21 protein-coding genes and 2 riboswitches are annotated in these 21,221 nt (G+C 72.8%); of the genes, 11 read left to right on the forward strand and 10 right to left on the reverse strand.

Annotated elements, in window-relative coordinates:
• Positions 1–138 precede the first annotated feature (138 nt).
• From GA0070562_RS25495 to GA0070562_RS25510, 4 genes are all read left to right on the forward strand, one after another.
• Complete coding sequence (locus GA0070562_RS25495; protein WP_225853331.1) at positions 139–726, forward strand: MerR family transcriptional regulator; 588 nt, start codon at positions 139–141, stop codon at positions 724–726.
• A 435-nt stretch (positions 727–1,161) separates the two neighbouring features.
• Entirely contained in the window at positions 1,162–1,551 is a 390-nt protein-coding gene (locus GA0070562_RS25500) for a group I truncated hemoglobin (RefSeq protein ID WP_091426885.1), read from the forward strand.
• A gap of 2 nt (positions 1,552–1,553) precedes the next feature.
• Entirely contained in the window at positions 1,554–2,729 is a 1,176-nt protein-coding gene (locus GA0070562_RS25505; protein WP_091426886.1) for a globin domain-containing protein, read from the forward strand.
• Positions 2,726–3,403: a DivIVA domain-containing protein gene (locus GA0070562_RS25510; protein WP_091426887.1), complete on the forward strand. Its 678-nt coding sequence runs from the start codon at positions 2,726–2,728 to the stop codon at positions 3,401–3,403. The genes GA0070562_RS25505 and GA0070562_RS25510 overlap by 4 nt, the downstream gene beginning before the upstream one ends.
• Before the next feature lie 49 nt (positions 3,404–3,452).
• Here GA0070562_RS25510 and GA0070562_RS25515 read toward each other — a convergent pair whose 3' ends face one another.
• Positions 3,453–4,109, reverse strand: coding sequence for an NAD(P)H-binding protein (locus GA0070562_RS25515; RefSeq protein ID WP_091426888.1), 657 nt, complete (start codon positions 4,107–4,109; stop codon positions 3,453–3,455).
• Between the two features lie 165 nt (positions 4,110–4,274).
• Here GA0070562_RS25515 and GA0070562_RS25520 point away from each other — a divergent pair, with 165 nt between their 5' ends.
• Both GA0070562_RS25520 and gcvP read left to right on the forward strand, forming a co-directional pair.
• Positions 4,275–5,117, forward strand: a complete 843-nt coding sequence (locus tag GA0070562_RS25520; protein ID WP_091426889.1) for an NAD-dependent protein deacetylase — start codon at positions 4,275–4,277, stop codon at positions 5,115–5,117.
• A gap of 57 nt (positions 5,118–5,174) precedes the next feature.
• Positions 5,175–5,265: riboswitch (glycine riboswitch) on the forward strand.
• 73 nt (positions 5,266–5,338) lie between these two features.
• Positions 5,339–8,161, forward strand: coding sequence for an aminomethyl-transferring glycine dehydrogenase (gene gcvP / locus GA0070562_RS25525; protein WP_091426890.1), 2,823 nt, complete (start codon positions 5,339–5,341; stop codon positions 8,159–8,161).
• A gap of 94 nt (positions 8,162–8,255) precedes the next feature.
• Here gcvP and GA0070562_RS25530 read toward each other — a convergent pair whose 3' ends face one another.
• Positions 8,256–8,456: a DUF5999 family protein gene (locus GA0070562_RS25530; protein ID WP_013286363.1), complete on the reverse strand. Its 201-nt coding sequence runs from the start codon at positions 8,454–8,456 to the stop codon at positions 8,256–8,258.
• A 123-nt stretch (positions 8,457–8,579) separates the two neighbouring features.
• Here GA0070562_RS25530 and GA0070562_RS25535 point away from each other — a divergent pair, with 123 nt between their 5' ends.
• Positions 8,580–9,773 (forward strand): chorismate-binding protein, encoded by a 1,194-nt coding sequence (locus GA0070562_RS25535; RefSeq protein WP_091426891.1) that lies wholly within the window; start codon positions 8,580–8,582, stop codon positions 9,771–9,773.
• 70 nt (positions 9,774–9,843) lie between these two features.
• On the opposite strand, the gene pip is transcribed toward GA0070562_RS25535, so the two are convergent.
• Positions 9,844–10,809, reverse strand: coding sequence for a prolyl aminopeptidase (gene pip / locus GA0070562_RS25540; protein WP_091426892.1), 966 nt, complete (start codon positions 10,807–10,809; stop codon positions 9,844–9,846).
• Between the two features lie 48 nt (positions 10,810–10,857).
• On the opposite strand from pip, the gene GA0070562_RS25545 reads away from it, so the two are divergent.
• Together GA0070562_RS25545 and def are read left to right on the forward strand one after the other, a co-directional pair.
• Positions 10,858–11,355: a MarR family winged helix-turn-helix transcriptional regulator gene (locus GA0070562_RS25545; protein WP_091427078.1), complete on the forward strand. Its 498-nt coding sequence runs from the start codon at positions 10,858–10,860 to the stop codon at positions 11,353–11,355.
• Positions 11,356–11,376: 21 nt separating this feature from the next.
• Positions 11,377–11,886 carry a peptide deformylase gene (def, locus tag GA0070562_RS25550; protein WP_091426893.1) on the forward strand — a complete coding sequence of 170 codons (510 nt, stop codon included), beginning with the start codon at positions 11,377–11,379 and terminating at the stop codon, positions 11,884–11,886.
• Here def and GA0070562_RS25555 read toward each other — a convergent pair.
• Together GA0070562_RS25555 and GA0070562_RS25560 are read right to left on the reverse strand one after the other, a co-directional pair.
• Complete coding sequence (locus tag GA0070562_RS25555; protein WP_091426894.1) at positions 11,866–12,669, reverse strand: GNAT family N-acetyltransferase; 804 nt, start codon at positions 12,667–12,669, stop codon at positions 11,866–11,868. The two genes, def and GA0070562_RS25555, sit on opposite strands and share 21 nt — an antisense overlap.
• Complete coding sequence (locus tag GA0070562_RS25560) at positions 12,654–13,427, reverse strand: sulfite exporter TauE/SafE family protein (protein ID WP_175438874.1); 774 nt, start codon at positions 13,425–13,427, stop codon at positions 12,654–12,656. Before GA0070562_RS25560 ends, GA0070562_RS25555 begins: the two co-directional genes overlap by 16 nt.
• Before the next feature lie 174 nt (positions 13,428–13,601).
• On the opposite strand from GA0070562_RS25560, the gene GA0070562_RS25565 reads away from it, so the two are divergent.
• Positions 13,602–14,381 (forward strand): endonuclease/exonuclease/phosphatase family protein, encoded by a 780-nt coding sequence (locus tag GA0070562_RS25565; protein WP_091426895.1) that lies wholly within the window; start codon positions 13,602–13,604, stop codon positions 14,379–14,381.
• 3 nt (positions 14,382–14,384) lie between these two features.
• Here the strand turns inward: GA0070562_RS25565 and GA0070562_RS25570 are convergent, their stop codons facing one another.
• Together GA0070562_RS25570 and GA0070562_RS30950 are read right to left on the reverse strand one after the other, a co-directional pair.
• Positions 14,385–15,251 carry a bifunctional 5,10-methylenetetrahydrofolate dehydrogenase/5,10-methenyltetrahydrofolate cyclohydrolase gene (locus GA0070562_RS25570; RefSeq protein WP_091426896.1) on the reverse strand — a complete coding sequence of 289 codons (867 nt, stop codon included), beginning with the start codon at positions 15,249–15,251 and terminating at the stop codon, positions 14,385–14,387.
• 13 nt (positions 15,252–15,264) lie between these two features.
• A riboswitch (ZMP/ZTP riboswitch) is annotated at positions 15,265–15,346 on the reverse strand.
• Entirely contained in the window at positions 15,345–16,364 is a 1,020-nt protein-coding gene (locus GA0070562_RS30950; RefSeq protein ID WP_091426897.1) for a hypothetical protein, read from the reverse strand. (Overlaps the previous riboswitch by 2 nt.)
• Before the next feature lie 125 nt (positions 16,365–16,489).
• Between GA0070562_RS30950 and GA0070562_RS25580 the strand changes: the two genes are divergently transcribed.
• Positions 16,490–17,512, forward strand: coding sequence for a beta family protein (locus GA0070562_RS25580; RefSeq protein ID WP_091426898.1), 1,023 nt, complete (start codon positions 16,490–16,492; stop codon positions 17,510–17,512).
• On the opposite strand, the gene GA0070562_RS25585 is transcribed toward GA0070562_RS25580, so the two are convergent.
• The 3 genes from GA0070562_RS25585 to GA0070562_RS25595 all read right to left on the reverse strand — a co-directional run bounded on the left by GA0070562_RS25585 (position 17,502) and on the right by GA0070562_RS25595 (position 21,170).
• A complete protein-coding gene (locus tag GA0070562_RS25585; RefSeq protein ID WP_091427080.1) occupies positions 17,502–18,497 on the reverse strand; it encodes a tyrosine-type recombinase/integrase in 996 nt (331 codons plus the stop codon). The genes GA0070562_RS25580 and GA0070562_RS25585 overlap by 11 nt on opposite strands.
• Before the next feature lie 522 nt (positions 18,498–19,019).
• Positions 19,020–19,748 carry a hypothetical protein gene (locus GA0070562_RS25590; protein ID WP_091426899.1) on the reverse strand — a complete coding sequence of 243 codons (729 nt, stop codon included), beginning with the start codon at positions 19,746–19,748 and terminating at the stop codon, positions 19,020–19,022.
• A gap of 156 nt (positions 19,749–19,904) precedes the next feature.
• Positions 19,905–21,170, reverse strand: coding sequence for an MFS transporter (locus GA0070562_RS25595; protein ID WP_091426900.1), 1,266 nt, complete (start codon positions 21,168–21,170; stop codon positions 19,905–19,907).
• Between the last annotated feature and the right edge of the window lie 51 nt (positions 21,171–21,221).

A 21,221-nucleotide genomic window follows, 5' to 3' on the forward strand; every position in this document is an offset into this window, starting at 1 on the left:
GCGGCGGTGGCCGGCGCGGCGTGTCGTGGTGTCTCCTGCGGGTGAAGTCCGGGGGGCGGCGTTAGGGTTGCCGTGTCGAGGGGTGCGCGTACGGGGAGTCGGCGCGGCACCGCCACGGGCGCGGGGAGGTTGGTCCGGATGCACGAGCCGCGGGATCCTGGTCCGAGTGCGGAACAGCAGGCGGGTGTGGGGGCCGATCCGGCCGCTGACGGCGAGGTCGGCTACCGGGGTGTGACCGCGTGTTCGGCGGTGGGGATCAGTTACCGGCAGTTGGACTACTGGGCGCGTACGGCGTTGGTGGTGCCGAGTGTGCGCGACGCGTCGGGTTCGGGGACGTCGCGGTTGTACTCGTTCCGCGACCTGGTGGTGTTGAAGGTCGTGAAGCGGCTGCTGGACGCCGGGGTGTCGTTGCAGAACATCCGTAAGGCGATTGAGGCGTTGCGCTCGCGTGGGGTGGACGATCTGGCGGGCATCACGTTGATCTCCGACGGGACGACCGTGTACGAGTGCCGGTCGCCGGAGGAGGTGGTCGACCTGTTGCAGGGCGGCCAGGGGGTGTTCGGCATCGCGATCGGTGGTGCGTTCAAGGAGATCCAGGGTTCGTTGTCGCATCTGCCGGCGGAGCCGGTGGGTGGGCAGGAGCCGGCCGTGCCGGCGGTGGAGCCGGAGGCGGAGTCGGTGGGTGACGAGCTGGCGGCGCGCCGGGCGCGCCGCCGGGCCGGGTGACCTGCGTCGCGTCTCGTTGACGGGATCGCGCCGCGCCCGAAAAGGGTGCGGCGCGATTCGTGTTTTGGTGACGGGGTGTGGTCTCCGTCCGGTGGCTGACGTGGGTGGACGGTGTGGAGCGGGCCGGCTGAGAGTCGGCGCAGGTCACGGCATGTGTGTACGCGATGTCCGAAAAGGACGGTACGTCGTGCGCGTTGACGGCATGTGTGCGAGCGGCTGCGGTGCGTTCACCAACTGCGGCCGTGTTGCTGACTGTCCGTGATTGACAGTTCTCGGGATCCGCACAGGGTGGGCGTGAAGTGTCGTGGCGGGCGCGCTATGGTCCGTTCCGGTCGTCGGCGTGTCGACGTCACGGCGGAACGCTGTGTGACGCCGCGCCGGACGGCGAGCCCCTGCCGCGGCGCTGCCCGCGGACCCCTGGTGGAAGGACCGAGCATGACGGTGACGAGCGAGACCACCCCGATCTCCCACTACGAGCGCATCGGCGGCGCGGCCGCGGTGAAGGCCGCGGTGGAGCTGTTCTACGACAAGGTGCTGGCCGATCCGGATCTGGCCGGCTACTTCGCCGACGTGGACATGGTGGAGCAGCGGCGGCACCTGGCTCTGATGCTGGCGGTGGTGCTCGGCGGTCCCAACGAGTACGCGGGCCGTGGGCTGGCCGAGGCGCACCAGTCGTTGAGCATCACCGGTGGGCACTACGCGAAGGTCGGTGAGCACCTGACGGCGACGCTGGTCGAGCTGGGTGTGCCGGCGGACGTGATCGCCGATGTGCAGGTCGTGCTCGGGCAGGTGCGGGAGCAGGTCGTGTCGGCGGGGGACGCCTGAGCGTGGACGTCGCACGGCTCAAGCAGAGCTGGTCCCTGGTCGCCGCGCACGGCGACCAGGTGCCGCTCTACTTCTATTCGACGCTGTTCCTGGCGCATCCGGAGACCCGGCAGATGTTCCCCACGAACATGGCCGGGCAGCGGGACCGTCTGGTGGCCGCGCTGGGGCATGTGGTGTCCCACGTGGACCAGGTGGACCGGCTGGTCGGGTTCCTGCGGGATCTCGGTGCGGATCACCGGAAGTTCGCGGTGCGCGCCGAGCACTACCCGGCGGTCGGTGAGGCGCTGCTGGCGACGTTGCGGCACTTCTGCGGTGAGGCGTGGACCGACGAGCTGGCCGCCGACTGGACCGCGGCGTACGGGCTGGTCGCGCAGGTGATGACCGAGGGCGCGCAGACCGCGGAGTCGCAGTCGCCGCCGTGGTGGGTGGCGGAGGTGCTGACGCACGAGCAGCGCACGTTCGACGTGGCGGTGCTGACGGTCCGCCCGCAGTATCTGTTGCCGTTCGCGCCGGGCCAGTCGATCGGGGTGTCGCATCCGGCGGTGCGGTCGTGGCGGTACTACTCGCCGGCGAACGCGCCGCGTCCGGACGGCACGGTGGAACTGCACGTGCGGGCCGCGCCGGGTGGTGTGGTGTCGTCGCGTCTGGTGTACGGGTGCGCGGCCGGTGACCAGCTCCACCTGGCTTCGCCGGTGGGTGACCGGCTGACGTTGTGGCAGGCCGGGTCGTCGGATCTGCTGCTGCTGGCCGGTGGGACCGGCTGGGCGCCGGTGAAGGCGCTGGTGGAGCAGGTCGCGGCGGAGGGTTCGGGACGGCGGGTGGACCTGTACGTGGGTGCCCGTTCGCGGACGGAGTTCTACGACAGCGAGGCGATCGACAAGTTGGCGGCGACGCATCCGTGGCTGCGGGTGTCGTACGTGGCCGGTGCGGATCCGGCCCGGCCGGGCGAGTCGGTGCGGATCGCCGACCGGGTGCTGGCCGACGGGGACTGGCGGTCGCGGCACGTGTACGTGTGCGGCTCCGACGAGATGGTGGGTCATTCGGTGGCGGCGTTGACCGGCGCCGGGTACCAGCCGGGTCAGGTGCATCACGAGGGTTACGGCAAGCACTGGTACGGCCCGGCGTGGCGGACGATGACCGGCGCGGACGGGTTGCAGGCGACGGAGGTGGGCCGGTGAGTGCGGGTCCGATCAGCAGTTACGACGCGCAGCAGGTGTCCGGTCCGGTGCAGGTGCGGTTGACCTCGGACCGGGTCCGGCGGTGGGAGTTCGGGTCGGCGGCGTTCACCCGGCGCGGCTACGACCAGACCGATGTGGACCGGTTCCGGTTGCAGGTGGCCGACGAGCTGGATCTGCTGGCGGCGCAGGTGGCGAACCTGCGGGCGGAGAACGAGCGGCTCAACGATCATCTGGAGCTGCACCGGCACGGGGTGATCCCGAGTACCGAGGCGGTGACGCCGGCGGCGAAGGAGGTCAACCTGTTGTCGGCGGCGCAGCGGGAGGCCGAGCAGATCATCGCGCAGGCCCACGACTACGCGCGCCGGGTCGCCGAGTACGCCCGTACGCAGTACGAGAGTTACATGCGGGCGGCGGCGGAGGAGGCGAAGCGGGAGGCCGAGCGGGCGGTGACGGAGTACCGCAGCGCGGCCGGGAGCGGCTTCGACGACTCGGTGGCGACGCGGGAGGCGTTGCGGATCTTCGGCGAGATGATGATCTCGCACATGCAGGCGGCGGCCCGGCACCTGGACGACGGCAGTGAGCAGTTGTCGCGCACGATGGAGCGGATCGCCCGGGAGCTGCCGCAGGGCGGTGGGGGCTCGCCGCAGCCGGCGTTGTCCCGCCACCAGCGTTGACCGGCGTCCCGGTCCGCCGCGGCGGGCGGGCCGGGACGTGCACGGTGGGTCAGGCGGTGACGGCGGCGACCGCCTCGGCGATGGGGCTGTCTCCGCCGACGAGTTCCAGGGTGTGTCCGGCGGTGTCCGGGGTGTAGAGCAGGGCGAGCAGGACCCGGGCCACGTCGGCGCGGCTGATCGCGCCGGGTTCGACGTGGCGGGCCAGGGTGATCCGGCCTGCGGGTTCGTCGTCGGTGAGGCGGCCGGGTCGCAGCACCGTCACGTCGAGGTCTCGTGCGGCGACGTCGTCCTCGGCGGCCTTCTTGGCCCGCAGGTACGCCGCCCACACGTCGTCGGTGCCGTCGGCGGGCGCGGCGTCCACGCCCATGGAGGAGACCAGCAGGTAGCGGCGTACCCCGGCCTGGACGGCGGCGTCGGCGAGCAGCACGGCGGCGCCCCGGTCGACGGTGTCCTTGCGGGCGGCGCCGCTGCCGGGTCCGGCACCGGCGGCGAACACGACCGCGTCGGCGCCGGCGAGATGGGCGGCGAGGGTGTCGACGTCGGTGTGTTCCAGGTCGCAGACGACGGGTTCGGCGCCGGCGGCGCGCAGCGCGGCGGCGTGGTCGGGGTTGCGGATCAGTCCGAGCGCGGTGTCTCCGCGTCCGGCCAGTTCCCGCTCCAGCAGTTTGGCGATTTTTCCGTGCCCTCCGGCGATGACGACGCGCATGCGCTCAACCTAGCCCGGACCCGGCGGCCCCGCCGGACGACCGGCCTCGTCGATCATGAGGTTGGCGGTACGACACGCCGCGTCGGACCACCGCCAACCTCATGATCAGCGGGGCTGGGGCGGGCGGGAGGGGCGGTCAGCGGCGCGGCGAGGGACCATGGACGGGTGAGTGAGGCGTTCGAGGAACTGGCGCGGCTGGTGGCCGCCGGGGACGTGGTGGTGCTCAGCGGCGCGGGCCTGTCCACCGAGTCGGGCATCCCGGACTACCGGGGGCCCAGCGGCGCGGCGCGCCGGCACACCCCGATGACGTACCAGGAGTTCACCCGGGATCCGCTGGCGCGCCGGCGGTACTGGGCGCGCAGTCACCTGGGCTGGCAGACCATCGCCCGGGCGGCGCCCAACGACGGGCACCGGGCGGTGGCCCGGCTGCAGGACGCCGGGCTGCTCGGCGGGATCATCACCCAGAACGTCGACGGGCTGCACACCGCCGCCGGCGCCACCGGCGTGATCGAGCTGCACGGCCGCCTCGACGAGGTGACGTGCCTGGACTGCGGCAACGCCACCGGCCGTGACGAGCTGCACCGGCGCCTGTCCGAGGCGAATCCGGGCTTCGGCGCGCGGGTGGCGCGCGTCAACCCTGACGGCGACGTGGACCTGCCCGACGAGGCGGTGACCGGGTTCCGCACCGTCGACTGCGGGATCTGCGGCACCGGCATGCTGAAACCGGACGTGGTGTTCTTCGGCGAGACGGTGCCCGCGCCGCGGGTCGCGGACTGTTTCGCGCTGGTCGAGCGGGCCCGGGCGCTGCTGGTGCTCGGGTCGTCGTTGACGGTGATGTCGGGGCGGCGGTTCGTGTTGCGCGCGGCCCGCCACGGCATCCCGGTGGCGATCGTCAACCAGGGCGTCACCCGCGGCGACGGCTACGCGGCGCTGCGCCTGGACGCCCCGCTGGGTGCCACCCTGTGCGCGCTCGCCGACCGGCTGGCGGTGGCCCCGGCGCCGGTGTGATCAACCCCCGGGACATGAGCCGGAAACACGCCCGCTGGTAGCGTTGGAGGTGCCGGTACCACCCACGTGGGAGAGACCGTCGACCCGACGGCGCCGAAGGGGCAGATTCTCCCCGGAACCTCTCAGGCAAAAGGACCACGTGGGCAGGCGCTGTGGAGCGCGTCAGCGCGACTCAGGGGGAGGCCGACCCGTCGACCTCGCCCCACCAAGGAGCGCAGCGCATGACCGCAGAGCAGTTCGCCGACCGGCACATCGGCCCCGGGCGCGACGACGAACGCCGGATGCTGGACACAGTCGGCTACGGCTCGGTCGACGAGCTGATGGACGCCGCGATCCCCGAGGTGATCCGCTGGCACGGCACCCTGGACCTGCCCGCCCCGGCCGGCGAGCGGGAGGCGATCGCCGAGCTGCGCGCCCTCGCGTCGCGTAACACCGTGGCCGTGTCCATGATCGGCCTGGGCTACCACGGCACGCACACCCCGGCGGTGATCCGCCGTAACGTGCTGGAGAACCCGGCCTGGTACACCGCGTACACGCCGTACCAGCCGGAGATCAGCCAGGGCCGGCTGGAGGCGCTGCTGAACTTCCAAAGCATGGTGTCCGGCCTGACTGCGCTACCAGTCGCGAACGCTTCGATGCTCGACGAGGGCACCGCCGCGGCCGAGGCGATGACGCTCGCCCGCCGCGCGTCCAAGAGCAAGAGCCCGGTGTACGTGGTCGACGCCGACGCGCTGCCGCAGACCGTCGCGGTGATCGCCAGCCGCGCCGAGCCGCTCGGCATCGACGTGCGGGTCCTCGACGTCGAGCGCGACGAGCTGCCGGCGGAGTTCTTCGGCCTGCACCTGCAGTACCCGGGCGCGTCCGGGACGGTCCGGGACCATCGGGCCCTGGTCGAGGCGGCGCACGGCGTGGGCGCGCTGGTGACGGTGGCGGCGGATCTGCTGGCGTTGACGTTGCTGCGCCCGCCGGGCGAGATCGGCGCCGACATCGCCGCGGGCACCACCCAGCGCTTCGGCGTACCGATGGGCTTCGGCGGGCCGCACGCCGGTTACCTGGCGGTGCGGTCGGGCCTGGAGCGGATGCTGCCGGGCCGGCTGGTCGGGGTGTCCCGCGACGCCGACGGCAACCCGGCGTACCGGCTGGCGTTGCAGACCCGCGAGCAGCACATCCGGCGGGAGAAGGCGACCAGCAACATCTGCACCGCCCAGGTGCTCCTCGCGGTGATGGCCGGCATGTACGCCGTCTACCACGGCCCGGACGGGCTGCGGGCCATCGCCCGGCGTACCCACGAGGCGGCGGCGCGGCTCGCGGCCGGCCTGCGGGCCGGCGGCGTCGACGTGGCCGACGGGCCGTTCTTCGACACCGTCACCGCCGTGGTGCCGGGCCGGGCCGCGCAGGTGGTGGCGGCCGCCGCGGCGCGCAACGTGAACCTGCGGCTGGTCGACGCCGACCGGGTCGGTGTGTCCTGCGACGAGACCACCACGTCCGCGCACCTCGCCGCGGTGTGGGAGGCGTTCGGGGTCGACGGGTTCGACGGCGACGCCGACGCGGCCCTGCCCGACGGGCTGGCCCGCACGTCGGAGTTCCTCACCCACCCGGTGTTCCACAGCCACCACTCCGAGACGGCGATGCTGCGGTACCTGCGCCGCCTCGCCGACTTCGACTACGCGCTGGACCGGGGCATGATCCCGCTGGGGTCGTGCACGATGAAGCTCAACGCCACCACCGAGATGGAGCCGATCACCTGGCCCGAGTTCGCGCACCTGCACCCGTTCGCGCCGGACGAGCAGACCGCCGGGTACCGGGAGCTGATCGCGCAGCTGGAGGGCTGGCTGGCCGAGGTGACCGGCTACGACGCGGTCAGCGTGCAGCCCAACGCCGGGTCGCAGGGTGAGCTGGCCGGGCTGCTGGCGATCCGCGCCTACCACCGGGAGCGCGGCGAGGCCCACCGCGACGTGTGCCTGATCCCGTCGTCGGCGCACGGCACCAACGCCGCGTCGGCGGTGATGGCCGGCATGCGGGTGGTGGTGGTCGGCTGCGACGCCGACGGCAACGTCGACCTGGTCGACCTCGACGCGAAGATCGACAAGCACCGGGACGCGCTCGCCGCGATCATGGTGACGTACCCGTCGACGCACGGCGTGTACGAGACCGGCATCGCCCAGTTGTGCGCGAAGGTCCACGACGCCGGCGGGCAGGTGTACGTCGACGGCGCGAACCTCAACGCGCTGGTCGGGTTCGCCAAGCCGGGCCGGTTCGGGGCGGACGTGTCGCACCTGAACCTGCACAAGACGTTCTGCATCCCGCACGGCGGTGGTGGCCCGGGTGTGGGACCGGTCGCGGTGCGTTCGCACCTGGCGCCGTTCCTGCCCGGCGACCCCCTCGGCGCGCGGGCCGACGGGCGACCGGCGATCTCGGCGGCCAACCACGGGTCGGCGGGGATCCTGCCGATCCCGTGGGCGTACCTGCGGATGATGGGCGCCGACGGGCTGGCCCGCGCCACCGGCGTGGCCGTGCTGGCGGCGAACTACGTGGCGGCGCGGCTGCGCAACCACTTCCCGGTGCTGTACGCCGGCAACAAGGGCCTGGTCGCGCACGAGTGCATCCTGGACCTGCGGCCGCTGACCAAGGCCACCGGTGTGAGCGTGGACGACGTGGCGAAGCGGCTGATCGACTACGGCTTCCACGCGCCGACGATGTCGTTCCCGGTGGCGGGGACGCTGATGGTGGAGCCGACCGAGAGCGAGGACCTGGCCGAGCTGGACCGCTTCTGCGATGCGATGATCGCGATCCGGGCGGAGATCGACAAGGTCGGCTCGGGGGAGTGGCCGGCGGGGGACAACCCGCTGTCCAACGCGCCGCACACCGCGGCGATGGTGTCCGCCGACGAGTGGCCGCATCCGTACCCGCGGTCGGTGGGCGCCTATCCGGCAGGTGTGGACCGGGCGGGCCGGTACTGGCCTCCGGTGCGGCGCGTCGACGGCGCGTACGGCGACCGGAACCTGGTCTGCTCGTGCCCCGCGCCGGAGGCGTTCGAGGACTGAGCGGCTGACGCCGGGGCGGTGGGCTCTCGCCGCCCCGGCCGGTGCGCCGGACGGTCCTGACCGGCGCGTACGCTCACTGACGCTGCGTGATCGCTCAGGCGACGAGGGCGTGGCGGGCCGGGCCCCGGTGCGGGGCGATGGTGCGCCCGTCGGGGAGCAGCTCACCGGTGTCCTCGAAGACGATGACACCGTTGCAGAGCAGGCTCCAGCCCTGCTCAGGGAAGCAGGCGAGAACGCGGGCGGCCTCGCGGTCGGTCGCGTCGGCGGAGGGGCAGGTGGGCTGGTGCTGACACATCGGGTTCTCCGGACTGTGGGGGCACTGTGTCATGGTTCACATGACCAGTGACGCACAGTACCAAGGAAAACTGAGCGGCAACGAGCAAGGATGCGTCTTGTTCACCCAGAATGGGCTGAACGGATGACCCGGAACCGCCCGGACGTCGTGGAAGCGCTCCCAGCGGTGGAGGTCGATGCTCCCGGCGCGCCGCCCGGATGCCGCCGCCGGCTCGTCGAGACCGCCCGCCTGCACTGGTCGACCGGCGACGGCGGCGACCCCGCCGACCTGGCACAACGCTTCCTCGCCGCGCACGGCATCGCCCGCGACGACCTGTCCCGCCCCGGCCGCCACGAACCCGACGCCGGCGTGTGCGGCGCCGCGCTGTACCTGTCCGCCGCCGCCGGCGCGTACGCCATCGGCGTGTCGCCCGGCGCGCCGAGTCCCGCGCCGGCGCTGCCCGACCTGGTCGTGGTCGTCTACCACCACGCCGACCGCCCGGTGCCGCCCCCGCGCCCGGCCCTCGCGCCCTGGCGGCTCGGAGGCTGGCGCGACAGCTGGACCCCGGCCGCGCACGCCACCGCCGTCGGCGCGGTCCGCGACGCCATCGCCCGCGGCGACGTGTACCAGGTCAACGTCGTCGGCCACGCCGCCGCCCCGTACAGCGGCGATCCGCTGCCCGCGCTGGCCCGCCTCGCCGCGCTGCCCGGCGCCCGCTACGGCGGCACCCTGCACGGCCCCGGCTGGGCGCTCGGCTGCGCCTCCCCGGAGACCCTCATCGCCGTCGAGCGCGGCCGGCTGGTCACCCGCCCGATCAAGGGCACCCGGCCGGCCACTCCCGCCGGACGCCGCGACCTGCTCGCCTCGGCCAAGGAACGCGCCGAACACGTCATGATCGTCGACCTGGAACGCAACGATCTGGCCCGGGTGGCCCGCACCGGCTCGGTGCGCGTCGACGAGCTGTTCGCCGTACGCCGCTGGTGTGACCTGTGGCAGGCGGAGTCCACCGTGTCGGCGGCGCCCGCCGACGGCCTGGGCCTGGCCGACCTGCTGCGCGCGGTGTGCCCCGGCGGGTCGGTCACCGGCGCGCCCAAACACGCCGCCCTGGCGCGCATCGCCGCGCTGGAGCCGGTCGGGCGCGGCGCGAGCATGGGCGCGCTCGGCTGGGTCGGACCCGACCGCCTCGACCTGGGCCTGACCATCCGCACCGCCGCCGCCGACGGGGACCTGCTGCACCTGTGGGCCGGGGGAGGCATCACCTGGGACAGCGACCCGGCCGCCGAGGTCGCCGAGGCCGCCGCCAAGGCCGCCCCGATCCGCGCCCTGCTCGCCGGCTGACGGGCTGTCCGCCGGACCGGCCCCGGCTGCGCGGCCCGGCCTCGCGCGGCGGGGCTAGCCGGCGGCGGGGCTAGCCGGTGGCAGTGCTCCGGTCGGCGGCGAACGCGTCCAGGGCGGCGACCACCCGCTCGCTGATGCCGTGCCCGCCGCCGTGGCCGCCGGACTCCACGATCTCCAGCCGCGCGTCCGGCCAGTCCCGGGTCAGCTGCCAGGCGATGTCCGGCGGGCCGCTGACGTCCAGCCGGCCCTGCACCAGCACCCCCGGAATGCCGGCGAGACGACCCGCGTCGCGCAGCAGCTGCCCGTCGGGCAGAAAACCCCGGTTGGCGAAGTAGTGCGTCACCAGCCGGGTGAACCCGTACCGGAACACCGGGTCGGCGTACCGGGGACTCGGCGCGTACCCGCCGGCCAGGGACACGTGCACGTCCTCCCAGTCGCACCAGTCTTGCGCCGCCTTGTCCCGCACCGCCGGGTCCGGGTCGGCGACCAGCCGGGCGTACGCGGCGGACAGGTCACCGTCGCGGTCGGCCTCGGGCACGCCGTCGCGGAACCGCGCCCACTCCTGCGGGAACACCCGGCCCATGTCCCGGGTCACCCACTCGATCTCGCGGCTGGTGTTGGCGACCACGCTGAACAGCACCAGCGCGCTCACCCGATCCGGGTGGCGCTGCGCGTACGCCAGGGCAAGGGACGACCCCCACGACGCGCCGCACAGCAGCCACCTGTCGATCCCCAGGTGTACGCGCAGCGCCTCCATGTCGGCCAGCAGATGCCCGGTGGTGTTCACCGACAGGTCGGTCGCCGGATCCGAGGCCGGGGGAGTGCTGCGCCCGCAGCCGCGCTGGTCGAACAGCACGATCCGGTAGGCGGCCGGGTCGAACAGCCGCCGCCAGGACGCGCTCGCGCCCGAACCAGGGCCACCGTGCACCACGAGCGCCGGGCGGCCGTCCGGGTTGCCGCACGTCTCCCAGAACACGCGCTGCCCGTCCCCGACGTCCAACATGCCGTGCGCGTACGGCTCGATCGGCGGATACATCAGTGGCCTCCCCGAGTCAGATACAACAGCGCTGTTACATTAGTGGACGTGACCGCCCCCCACCGCGACGCCCTCGGCACCCTACTGCGCCACGTCCTGGACGTCCTCGACGGCGACGTCGCCGCCGTCCACCAGCGGCTCGGCCTCACCGACTACCGGCCCCGCTACTCACCTGTCGTGCGCGCGCTCGTCGCCGACGGCCCGCTGCCCATCCGAGACCTCGCCGCCCGCGTCGGCGTCACCCACTCCGCCGCCAGCCAGACCGTCGCCCAGATGCGCCGCGCCGGCCTCGTCGACCTGCGCCCCGGCGCCGACGCCCGCCACCGCATCGTCACCCTCACCGACCGCGCCCGCGCCCTGCTGCCCGCCGTCGAAGCCGAATGGGCCGCCACCACCGCCGCCGTGCGCCACCTCGACACCGAACTGCCGGTGCCGCTCGCCGACGAGCTGTACGCCGTCCTCGACGCCCTGCGCCGCCGCCCCCTGCGCGACCGCATCGCCGACACCGGGCTCCTCGACACCCCACCGGACACCCGCGAACGGTAAGCAACGGATAGCCTTCCGGACATGACTATGCGCCCCATCCGGATCATCGGCGACCCCGTGCTGCGCACCCCCAGCGAAGCCGTCACCAGCTTCGACGCCGAACTGCGCGCCCTCGTCACCGACCTGATGGACACCCTGCTCGGCGCACCCGGCCGCGCCGGCGTCGCCGCACCCCAGATCGGCGTCAACGCCCAGGTGTTCGTCTACGACGCCGACGGCCACCGCGGCCACATGGTCAACCCCACCCTGGAGGTGTCCGACGAACTCCAGGACGACGAGGAAGGCTGCCTGTCCATCCCCGGCCTGTACTTCCCGACCCCCCGCGCGCTGCACGCCACCGCCCACGGCTACGACCAGCACGGCCAACCGCTCACCATCACCGGCAGCGGCTTCCTCGCCCGCGCCCTGCAACACGAGACCGACCACCTGCGCGGACGCCTCTACGTCGACACGCTGCGCGGCGACACCCGCCGCCGCGCCCTCCGCGAGATCCGCGCCGGCCGCTTCGACTCACCCAGCCGCGGCCGCTGACGTCAACGCGCACTCGGTGAACCCGGCCACCCGGGAGAACCCCAGCCGCTCGTACAACCGCACCGCCGCGGCGTTGTCCGCCCGTACGTTCAACGTCACATGATCCACCGACGCGCGCAGCCGGGCGCACAACGCCGCCACCACACCCGCACCCAGACCACGACCCCGCACGTCCGGATGCGTCGTCACGTTCCCCAGCGCCGCCACCCGCCACCGCGGCGAGAACACGTGCACCCCCGCCACCGCCACCAGCCGACCACGCTCCCGCACACCCACGTACTGGCCCGTCTCCAACATCCGCGCGTCGAACCAGTTCCCCGGATACGCCACCGCGTACAACCCGGCCAGCTCCGCCGCGTCCGCCGGCCCCAACGGCTCACCCACCCCCGGCACCGCCGCCAGCCGAACCGGATCCGTCAACGCCATCCGGTGATGCGCCGCCGCCTCCGACACCACGAACCAGCGGCCCAGCGCCGCCTCCAGACCGGGGGACAGGTGCGCCCACATCCGCGCCGGCAACACCGGCGCCGCCTCCACCAGCAACCCGGCCAGCTCCGCCACCCGATCCGGCGCCGCGAACGCCAGCAACGTCGGCAACTCCACCCCGTGATACAGCAACACCACCTGGTCGCCACGCCGGAACCACGACGTGTACGGCCAGAAGAAATCGTCCAGATCACCCAACTGGTACGCGTGCAACACCGGATCCCGGCCCAGCAGGCCCGCCAGCACCGCCCGGTCGTGCTCCGCCCGCACCGCCACCGCGATCAGCCCGCCATCCACTGGTCATAACCCAACCGGGCCACCAGCGCCAGCACCACCACCAGCAGCACCACCCGCACGAACCCGGCACCCCGCCGCAACGCCATCCGCGCGCCCACCGCCGCCCCCACCACGTTGCACACCGCCATCGCCGCACCCAACGCCCACCACACGTGCCCGGTCAACCCGAACACCACCAGCGCACCCAGATTCGTGCCCGCGTTCACGACCTTCGCCATCGCCGAGGCGTGCACGAAATCCGAACCCAGAATCGCCGTGAACGCCAGCACCAGGAACGTCCCGGTACCCGGCCCGATCAACCCGTCGTACAGGGCGATGCCCAAACCGGCCACCGCCACCGCCACCACCACCCGCTTCGGGGTACGCCGCTGCGGCGACGCCACCACACCCAGCGACGGCCGCGCCAGCACGAACACCGCCACCGCCACCAGCACCACCAGCACCACCGGCCGGTACGCGCTGCCCGGCACCGCCCCCGCCAACGCCGCACCCAACCCCGCCGTCAGCACCGCCAACCCGGCCGCCGGACCCGCCACCGCCCAGTCCAGCTTCGTGCGCCGCGCGTACGTCACCGCCGCCGTCGACGTACCGAAGATCGCCGCCAGCTTGTTCGTGCCCAACGCCGTCGCCACCGGCACACCCGGCGCCGCCACCAGCAACGCCGGCAACAACAACAGACCGCCGCCGCCCACCACCGCGTCCACCCACCCGGCCAGAAGGGCAGCGGTCAGCAACGTCGTCAACGACAGGGCATCCACCGCCGCATTCTGCCCACGCCACCACCAGCGACGAGACCACCTGTGGCCAGCCTCACCGCCCCCGGCGACGCCGCAACCACACCCCGACCGACCCCACCGCCACGAACACCAGCATCGAACAGCACAACAGTCTCAGCACCCGGCAAGACTCCCACGACGACGTAGGGTGTCCAGGTGCGCCTGGCCACCTTCAATCTGCTGCACGGCCGCTCCCTCACCGACGGGCTCGTCGACCCCGACCGGCTCACCGCCGCCGTCACCGACCTCGACGCCGACGTCCTCGCCCTCCAGGAAGTCGACCGCGACCAGACCCGCAGCGGCAAACTCGACCTCACCGCGGTGGCCGCCCGCGCCCTGCACGCCGACCACCACCGCTTCGCCGCCGCCGTCGTCGGCACCCCCGGCGAACAGTTCCGCCCCCTCACCCACGACGACGACGGCCACGGCGAACCCCTCTACGGCATCGGCCTGATCAGCCGCCACCCCGTCCGCTCCTGGCAGGTCACCCGGCTGCGCGCCGCCCCCGTCCGCTCACCCATCTACGCACCAGGCCCCGGCGGCGGACTCGTCCTGCTCCGCGACGAACCCCGCGTCGTGCTCGCCGCCGTCATCGACACCCCCCACGGCCCTCTCACCGTCGCCGCCACTCACCTGTCCTTCGTACCCGGCTGGAACGTCTGGCAACTACGCCGCGTCGTCCGCGTCCTGCGCACCCTGCCCGCACCCCGGATCCTGCTCGGCGACCTCAACCTGCCCGCCGGCCCCGCCGCCGCGCTCACCCGCTGGCAGCCCCTGGCCCGCCGCCCCACCTACCCGGCCGGGCAACCCCGCGTCCAGCTCGACCACATCCTCGCCGACCGGCACGGCCTCGACCGGCTCCCACCCGTCACCGCCGTCCACACCCCGCTGGCCACCATCTCCGACCACCGGCCCCTCGTCGTCGACCTCGGCTGACGCTCAGCCCAGACCGCTCTGCCGCCGCGCCGCCTCCACCGCGTTGCGGAACAACATCGCCACGGTCGTCGGACCCACCCCGCCCACACGCGGCGTGATCGCACCCGCCACCTCGGCGCACGACTCGTCCACGTCCGGCAGCAACCGCCGCCCCTCGTACCGCACGCCGCCACCGACCACCACCGCACCCGGACGCACATGCTCCGGCCGCACGATCCCCGGCACCCCCGCCGCCGCGATCAGGATCTCCGCCCGCCGCGTGTACCGCGGCCAGTCCGCCACCCCCGTGTGCACCACCGTCACCGCCGCGTTCGCCGTCGGCCGCTTCTGCGCCAGCAACATCGCCAACGGACGGCCCAACGTCGCACCCCGGCCCAGGATCACCACCTCCCGGCCCGCCACCGGCACACCGTGGAACGCCAGCAACGCCTCGATCCCCGCCGGCGTACACGGCAGCGGACCCGGCAACCCCAACGCCAGCCGGCCCATGTTCACCGGATGCATCCCGTCCACGTCCTTGTCCGGATCCAGCACCGCCAACGCCCGGTCGTAATCCAGGTGACCCGGAATCGGGTACTGCACCAGCACCCCGTGCACCGTCTTGTCCGCGTTGAAATCCGCCAGCACCGCGTGCAGATCCGCCTGCGACGCCGACGCCGGCAGATGCATGTGCGGCGACACGAAACCCAGCTCCGCCGCCTGCCGTTGCTTGATCCGGATATAACCCGCGCTCGCGTCGTCGTCACCCACCAGCACCGTCGCCAGCGCCGGCGTCACCCCCGCCGCACGCAGCTCCGCCACCGACGCGGCGACCTCCGACAAGACCCGCTCCGCCACCGGGACACCCGGCAGCAACCGCGCAGAAGACATACGACACCTCGCCCGCGGAGGCCCAGGCGGTCGACCCCCACGACGAGCTCCCCGATGGTTCACCCATCCCCGTGCCGCCAGTCGCGTTCCCCCTCAGCCTGCCACAGCCTCCGCCGCCACCGCATCCACCACCGTCTGCCACCCCGGCAACGCCGCCAGCAAACCGTCCGCCCGCCGCCGCCGATCCGCCGCCGACGCCACCCCCAGATCCGCCAGCACCGCCCCGAACGCCCGCTCCCGCTCCGGCGCCACCGGACCCAACACCACATGACACCGCGCGTACGTCACCAGCACCCAGAACATCGCCTCCCGATGCCGGCCCGCCTCGACCAGCTCAGCCGCACCGTCGAACACCACCGGACGCCCCGCCGCACCCAGATCCGCCCCGAACGCGAATTCCTCCCGCGGCAACCGCGCCACCTCGTCGAACACCACCGCCAACCCGGCCAGATGCTCCCGCACCCGCGCCGCGTCCACACCCGCCCCGCCGCCGTCGAGCGTGTCCAGCAGCTCCGGATACCGATCCGCGAACCCGAACCGCGACAGCACCCGCTCGGCCCGCACGTACCGCCGCCGCACCGTCGGATCCGCCAGCCCCGCCACCGCCGGCCACACCGCCAGCAACGACGTCGGAAACACCCACGCCAGCACCTGCTCCGCCACCGGCGCCGAACCGCGGTCCGCCCGCAACCCGGCCTCGATCCGCCGCCGCACGCCCGCGCACCGCGCCCGCACCCACACCGGATCCGCGAACCCCGCCGCCACCCGCTCCCGCACCGCGGCCAGCCGGCCCGACGGATCCGCGATCACCCCATCGGTACGGAACATCGGCGCGAACACCCACGACCCCAGCACGTCCTCCGGGCCACCCAACTCCTCCCACGTGACAGTGCTGACCTCCAGCAGCACCCCCCGGTGCACGAACTTGCCCACCTTCGCGCCGACGTTCCAGCGCACCAGTAACACGTCCACGTCCGACCACACCGGCAGCAGCGCGTCGTCCGGCAACCCCACAGTCGACCCGCTGAAGAACGCCCCCTCGATCGACGGATCGACGCGCATCTGCTCCCGCACCCACCCGACCGCCACCGCCCGTGCCGCACCAACTCGCATCCCGCCGATCCTGCCAGCCCGGCAACGCCCACACCCGCCCTCATTGACACGGAAGGTTGTCGATCGGACACAGAACGTGGAACATCGATACAAGTGACTGTCGTCGAATCGTGTGGGGCGATGCAATGGCGGGCTACTATCCGATCCTCAAAGGCCGAAAAGCCGAATTCCGGGCCCTCGACCACATCGCGGATGAGTTGGTGCCGCACATCCTCCCGATCTTCGACGTGCCACCGTCCGACCAGGGTCCGATCAAGGCCGCCTCCGCCTTCAGCCAACGCGCGCAGGAATCCATCCCACGCGACATGGCCATCGCTGTCGACGTGCGTCACCTCCCGGAGCCCACCACCGGTATCCGCCGACCACTCCAGGACATCGCCGACGACCTGCACCGATGGGGGATCCCCGCCCTGCCCGTCGCCCACCTGCACGACACCCCCGCACAACTGGCGGACGTCCGTGACGCCGCCGCCCCGTACGGCGGCGTCATACGGCTCCCCGCCGACCACACCGAACCGGACGCGGCCGAAACCGGCGCCCGACTGAGTCACGTTCTGTCCGCCACCGAACTGCATCCCGAGGACTGCATCCTCATCCTCGACGTCGCTGAGGTGTCCTCCGACCGGGACCTCACCAGCGCCGAACCCTTGGTCCGTAAACACCTCGCATGGGCCCGACGCCATCCCTGGAAGACAGTCGTCGTCGCCGCGGGTGCCATGCCCGCGAACATCTCCCACGTGCCGGCCCACACGGCCACCCCGCTGCGCCGGAGGGACTTCGATCTCTGGAAGCGGCTACAGGAGCACGACATCCAGTTCGCCGACTACGGCATCACCTGTCCCCGCATGAGCTCCGGAGCACGCGGGCCGGCACCGAACATCCGCTACACCCACCACGACGCCTGGTGGGCCTACCGAGCCACGCGCGACGGCAACGGCAACATCGGCATCTACGACATCTGCAAGGCCCTTGTGTCCGCCGACCACTGGCCAGCCGCCGGACGGCACCTCTCCTGGGGAGACGAACAGATCGTCCTGCGCGCCGCCGGCCATGCCGGGACCGGCGTCGCCACGGATTGGATCGCTTGGGGAACGTCACACCACCTGGCGTACGTGACCGCTCAACTCGGCCTGACCACTACCGCTTGAGCAACCCCGACAACGCCCGGTTGGTGCGGTTCGCCGCCACCGCCGCCCGCTGCTGACCCGCCGTCACCTCGATGTACGTCTGCGACGACGCCAACGACGCATGCCCCAGCAACCGCATGATCTCCGCCGCGCTCGCTCCGTCCTCCGCCAGCCGCGTCGCGAACGTGTGCCGCAACGCGTGCAACCGAGCGCCCCGCGGCACCCGGTCACCGATGCCCGCCCGCCGGTAACACGACTCCACCAGGTACTGCAGCCCACCCCGCCGCAACGCCTCACCCTGACGGTCCACCAGGAACGGCGCGTCCGGCCGCACGCTGCGCGACCCGAACCGGTGCCGCCGACTGTCCAGATATCCGGCCAGCACCCGGTCCACGGCGTCCTCGATCGGCACCGTACGCGGCCGCCCGCCCTTGCCCGCCACGTCCACCCGCCGCTCGCCGGCGCGCCCGGCCACCGACGACACCCGCAGCGCCAGCAACTCCGACAACCGCAACCCCGCGCACAACGCCAGCGCCAGCACCGCCAGGTCGCGCTCCGGCCACGGATCACGCTGCCGGCCCTCCGCGCGCGCCACCGCCGCCAGCAGTTCCTCCGGGGTGTCCTCGCCCCGCAGCGGCTTGGGCCGGGGGAGAGGCGTGCGGGGCCGGCCCACCGCAGGCATCGGATTTCCCGGTACGACGCCCTCGGCGACCAGGAACGTGAAGAAGCTGCTCCACGTCGACCAGGCGCGATGGACCGACGCGGCGGCGCGGGGAGCGGCGAACCGCGCGAACGCCGCGCGCATCACGCGGGGGGAGAGGGCGCTGACCGCCAGCCGGTCCAGGGGGAGGGGAGTGGCCTCACCGTCCGCCGCCACCAGCTCGGCCACAGTAATCAGATCCCTCCGGTACGCGGCCAGGGTGTGCGGTGAGGGCTTACGGGTGGCCCGGGCGGTGAGAAACTCCTCGATGAGAGCCCTCACCCTTTCGTCCGGTTTGTCATGCATAAGGGATATTATGCATGATTCTCGCGTTCCCGCCAGGAGCACCCACCGGGGGAGAGTGGCGAGCCTCCACATCCGGCCACCGCCCCCGCCGCACCCCAGGCCGCCCACCTCGTCGATCATGAAGTTGGCGGCGACAAAACGGGCGCCGATTGCTGTCAACTTCATGATCGACGGAGCCTGGGGTAGGGCGAGTGGGCGTAGCCGGGGTGGGTTGGGCGTGGAGCGCTGAGCGTGGGGGGCTCCAGGGCTACGGAGTCGCCGCGTGCGAATGACGGCGCGACCGGTGCCCGCGCCGGTGGATCAGCGCCTCAGCGCTGATCACCTGAGGCGGGCTCGGGCCGCTCACTGTGGCCGAATGAGTGTGCCGGCGCCCGCGCGTCACAGCGTTGCAAGCCGCGCAAGGAGTAGGCGTCCTGTGAACGCCCGTCGCTCCTGGCGGTCAGCTCGCTATGGGGTGCCCGGGGAGGCCCGCCTCCGCGTTACTTGACATAATGTACATTATCGAATCCGGCGACGGGGTGCTCAGCCAGGCTTTATGTCCTCCGCGCCGAGCGCGTCCGACATCGCCTTCAGAACCTTGTCCATCCGTGGCCTGCCGCTGGCGGCCGGCTCCTCGGACAGTCGTGCGAGCGCCGCGTCGACCTCTGTCTTGAGCGCCTGCCGCTGCGCCGCGTCGCCCGAGTCGAGCGCCTTCTGGACTCGCGGCGTCAGGTCGGACAGCCAGCTCAGTGCATCCAGGTCCGGCAGGGCCCCCGACCGTTGCGGAGCCCGCTGCCGGGCGTCGGTGAAGCGGCTTCCCCCGAAGTGCGCCAGCGCGGCAGCGACCTCACCCGGCGGCTGTTGCACCTGGTCGAGATCGAGCAGCACCAGGGCCGGCCGGCCGTCGACCGGGCTGCGGCCGGTGAGCCGACGATCGATCGTCGAGGCGGTGGCCGGCACCAGCAACACCGATGCGGCTCTCTGCTTCCGGCCGCCCGACGGTAGCGGCTGGTCGAGGACGACAGCCTCGATCTCGGCCCACGCCACCAGCCGGTCGATCCCGGCGACCCGCAGGTCCAGCCCGTCGGCGCCGATGCGGAACCGGAACGGCCTGAGCTGGTAGGCGACGAACACGCCGGCCGCCAGCATCCAGAGGCCGACAAAAGCCCACCTGACGGTCGACGAGGGCGTGAGATAGAGCAGCGGAGCCATGCCGACGAGGAAGATCGCGAGGCCGCTCCACAGCGTCTGTCGGCTTCTGCGCAGCTCCATGGCGGCACCTCGTCCCTTGTGGCCTGTCCCGGGAAGGCTCTACATGGTGGCACGGGCGATGCGCTCTCGTGATCATCCGAACGTTCCGGCGTGGTCATGAGGAGTGGGCCCGTCGACCGGCGCCTCTCCCCTGCGCCGGCCGGCGCGACGGTCAGCTCAGACCGGCTGCGGGTCGCGGTCCTCGGCCTCGCCCGCCTCCTGGACGTCCTCGACGGACCGCAGATCGGGCATGGCGCGTACAGCGGGCGCGAGGGCGGCGACGACGGCGAGGGCCAGCATGACGGCTGCGAAGCTGCCGAACACCATCGGGGCCGGTACCCGGTCGATCAGCAGACCGGACAGCGCCGGGCCGAACGGCGCGACGATCAGCGCGATGAAGCTGGTGGCGGCGTTGGCCCTGCCTTGGAGGTCGCCGGGGGTCAGCAGCGTCTGGAGGGTCAGCATGCTGATGTTGGCCGCTGGTACGACGAGGACGCAGGCGCCGGCCAGCGCGCCGAGGACCAGTCCGTTGTCGGTGGTGGCCATGGCTGCGGTCAGCACGCCGCAGGCCCAGACGACCGCGAGGATCAGCCAGCGGGTGGGTATCCGGGCGGTCAGCCAGGACGCGACGAGTGACCCGGCGACGGCGCCGAGCCCGACGCACGCCATGACGGTTCCGGCGGACAGGCCGGAGGCGCCGTTGCGGACCGGCACCACGATGATCGCCAGGAGCACGCCGGCGAACGCGAAGTTCAGGACGGCGCCGCTGAGCAGCGTGAACCGCAGTGAGGGGTGGCGCCACAGGAAGCGGACACCGGCGACCGCCTGCCGGGGCAGGGACTCCCCCGGCGTGGTCAGGGACCGGCCGAGCGGGCCGCGCAGCAGGGCTACGGCGACGAGGGAGACGGCGTAGGAGATCGCGTCGACGAGGAACGGTAGTGCCGGGGTGAGGCCGAACAGGAAGCCGCCGAGCGGTGGGCCGGCCAGGTGTACGACGCCGTTGCGGGTTTCGTTGAACACGGTCGCCGTACGCAGGTCGCGGGCCGGGACGACGGCGCGGGTGGCTGCCGCGGCGGCGGGTTGCAGCGCGGCGCCGAGACCGGCGGTGGCGGCGGCGAGGACGGCGATCAGCAGGACCGGTGCGTCTCCGACGAGGGCGAGCGCGGTGACGCCGGTGACCGCGAGGAGCGCGCCGCCGTCGCAGCAGAGCATGAGGATGCGCCGGTCGCGGCGGTCGGCGAGCAGGCCGGCGGGCAGGAGTACGAGGACGAGGGCCATGCCCTCGGCGAAGGCGACGAGGCCGGCGTCGGTGGCGGAGCCGGTCATCATCAGGACGAGTAGCGGTGTGGCGACGGCGGTGACCTGGGTGCCGAGTTTGGAGGCGGTCCGGGCGACGGTGATCAGGAGGAAGTCGCGGTTGTGTCGCAGGCCGGTGGGCGGCATGGGGGCTCCGTTGGCGTGGTGGCGGGCGGGAGGTCGGCTCCACCGGCTGTG

Source organism: Micromonospora tulbaghiae, assembly GCF_900091605.1.
In the GTDB taxonomy this organism is placed as follows: domain Bacteria; phylum Actinomycetota; class Actinomycetes; order Mycobacteriales; family Micromonosporaceae; genus Micromonospora; species Micromonospora tulbaghiae.

What these genes read in the sequence shown, in the direction of transcription:
- gcvP (WP_091426890.1), top strand. Translation starts at nt 5,339, where the DNA reads ATGACCGCAGAGCAGTTCGCCGACCGGCACATCGGCCCCGGGCGCGAC.
- GA0070562_RS25580 (WP_091426898.1), top strand. Translation starts at nt 16,490, where the DNA reads ATGGCGGGCTACTATCCGATCCTCAAAGGCCGAAAAGCCGAATTCCGG.
- GA0070562_RS25585 (WP_091427080.1), bottom strand. Translation starts at nt 18,497, where the DNA reads ATGCATGACAAACCGGACGAAAGGGTGAGGGCTCTCATCGAGGAGTTT.
- GA0070562_RS25590 (WP_091426899.1), bottom strand. Translation starts at nt 19,748, where the DNA reads ATGGAGCTGCGCAGAAGCCGACAGACGCTGTGGAGCGGCCTCGCGATC.
- def (WP_091426893.1), top strand. Translation starts at nt 11,377, where the DNA reads ATGACTATGCGCCCCATCCGGATCATCGGCGACCCCGTGCTGCGCACC.
- GA0070562_RS25530 (WP_013286363.1), bottom strand. Translation starts at nt 8,456, where the DNA reads ATGTGTCAGCACCAGCCCACCTGCCCCTCCGCCGACGCGACCGACCGC.
- pip (WP_091426892.1), bottom strand. Translation starts at nt 10,809, where the DNA reads ATGTATCCGCCGATCGAGCCGTACGCGCACGGCATGTTGGACGTCGGG.
- GA0070562_RS30950 (WP_091426897.1), bottom strand. Translation starts at nt 16,364, where the DNA reads ATGCGAGTTGGTGCGGCACGGGCGGTGGCGGTCGGGTGGGTGCGGGAG.
- GA0070562_RS25495 (WP_225853331.1), top strand. Translation starts at nt 139, where the DNA reads ATGCACGAGCCGCGGGATCCTGGTCCGAGTGCGGAACAGCAGGCGGGT.
- GA0070562_RS25515 (WP_091426888.1), bottom strand. Translation starts at nt 4,109, where the DNA reads ATGCGCGTCGTCATCGCCGGAGGGCACGGAAAAATCGCCAAACTGCTG.
- GA0070562_RS25570 (WP_091426896.1), bottom strand. Translation starts at nt 15,251, where the DNA reads ATGTCTTCTGCGCGGTTGCTGCCGGGTGTCCCGGTGGCGGAGCGGGTC.
- GA0070562_RS25500 (WP_091426885.1), top strand. Translation starts at nt 1,162, where the DNA reads ATGACGGTGACGAGCGAGACCACCCCGATCTCCCACTACGAGCGCATC.
- GA0070562_RS25595 (WP_091426900.1), bottom strand. Translation starts at nt 21,170, where the DNA reads ATGCCGCCCACCGGCCTGCGACACAACCGCGACTTCCTCCTGATCACC.
- GA0070562_RS25535 (WP_091426891.1), top strand. Translation starts at nt 8,580, where the DNA reads ATGACCCGGAACCGCCCGGACGTCGTGGAAGCGCTCCCAGCGGTGGAG.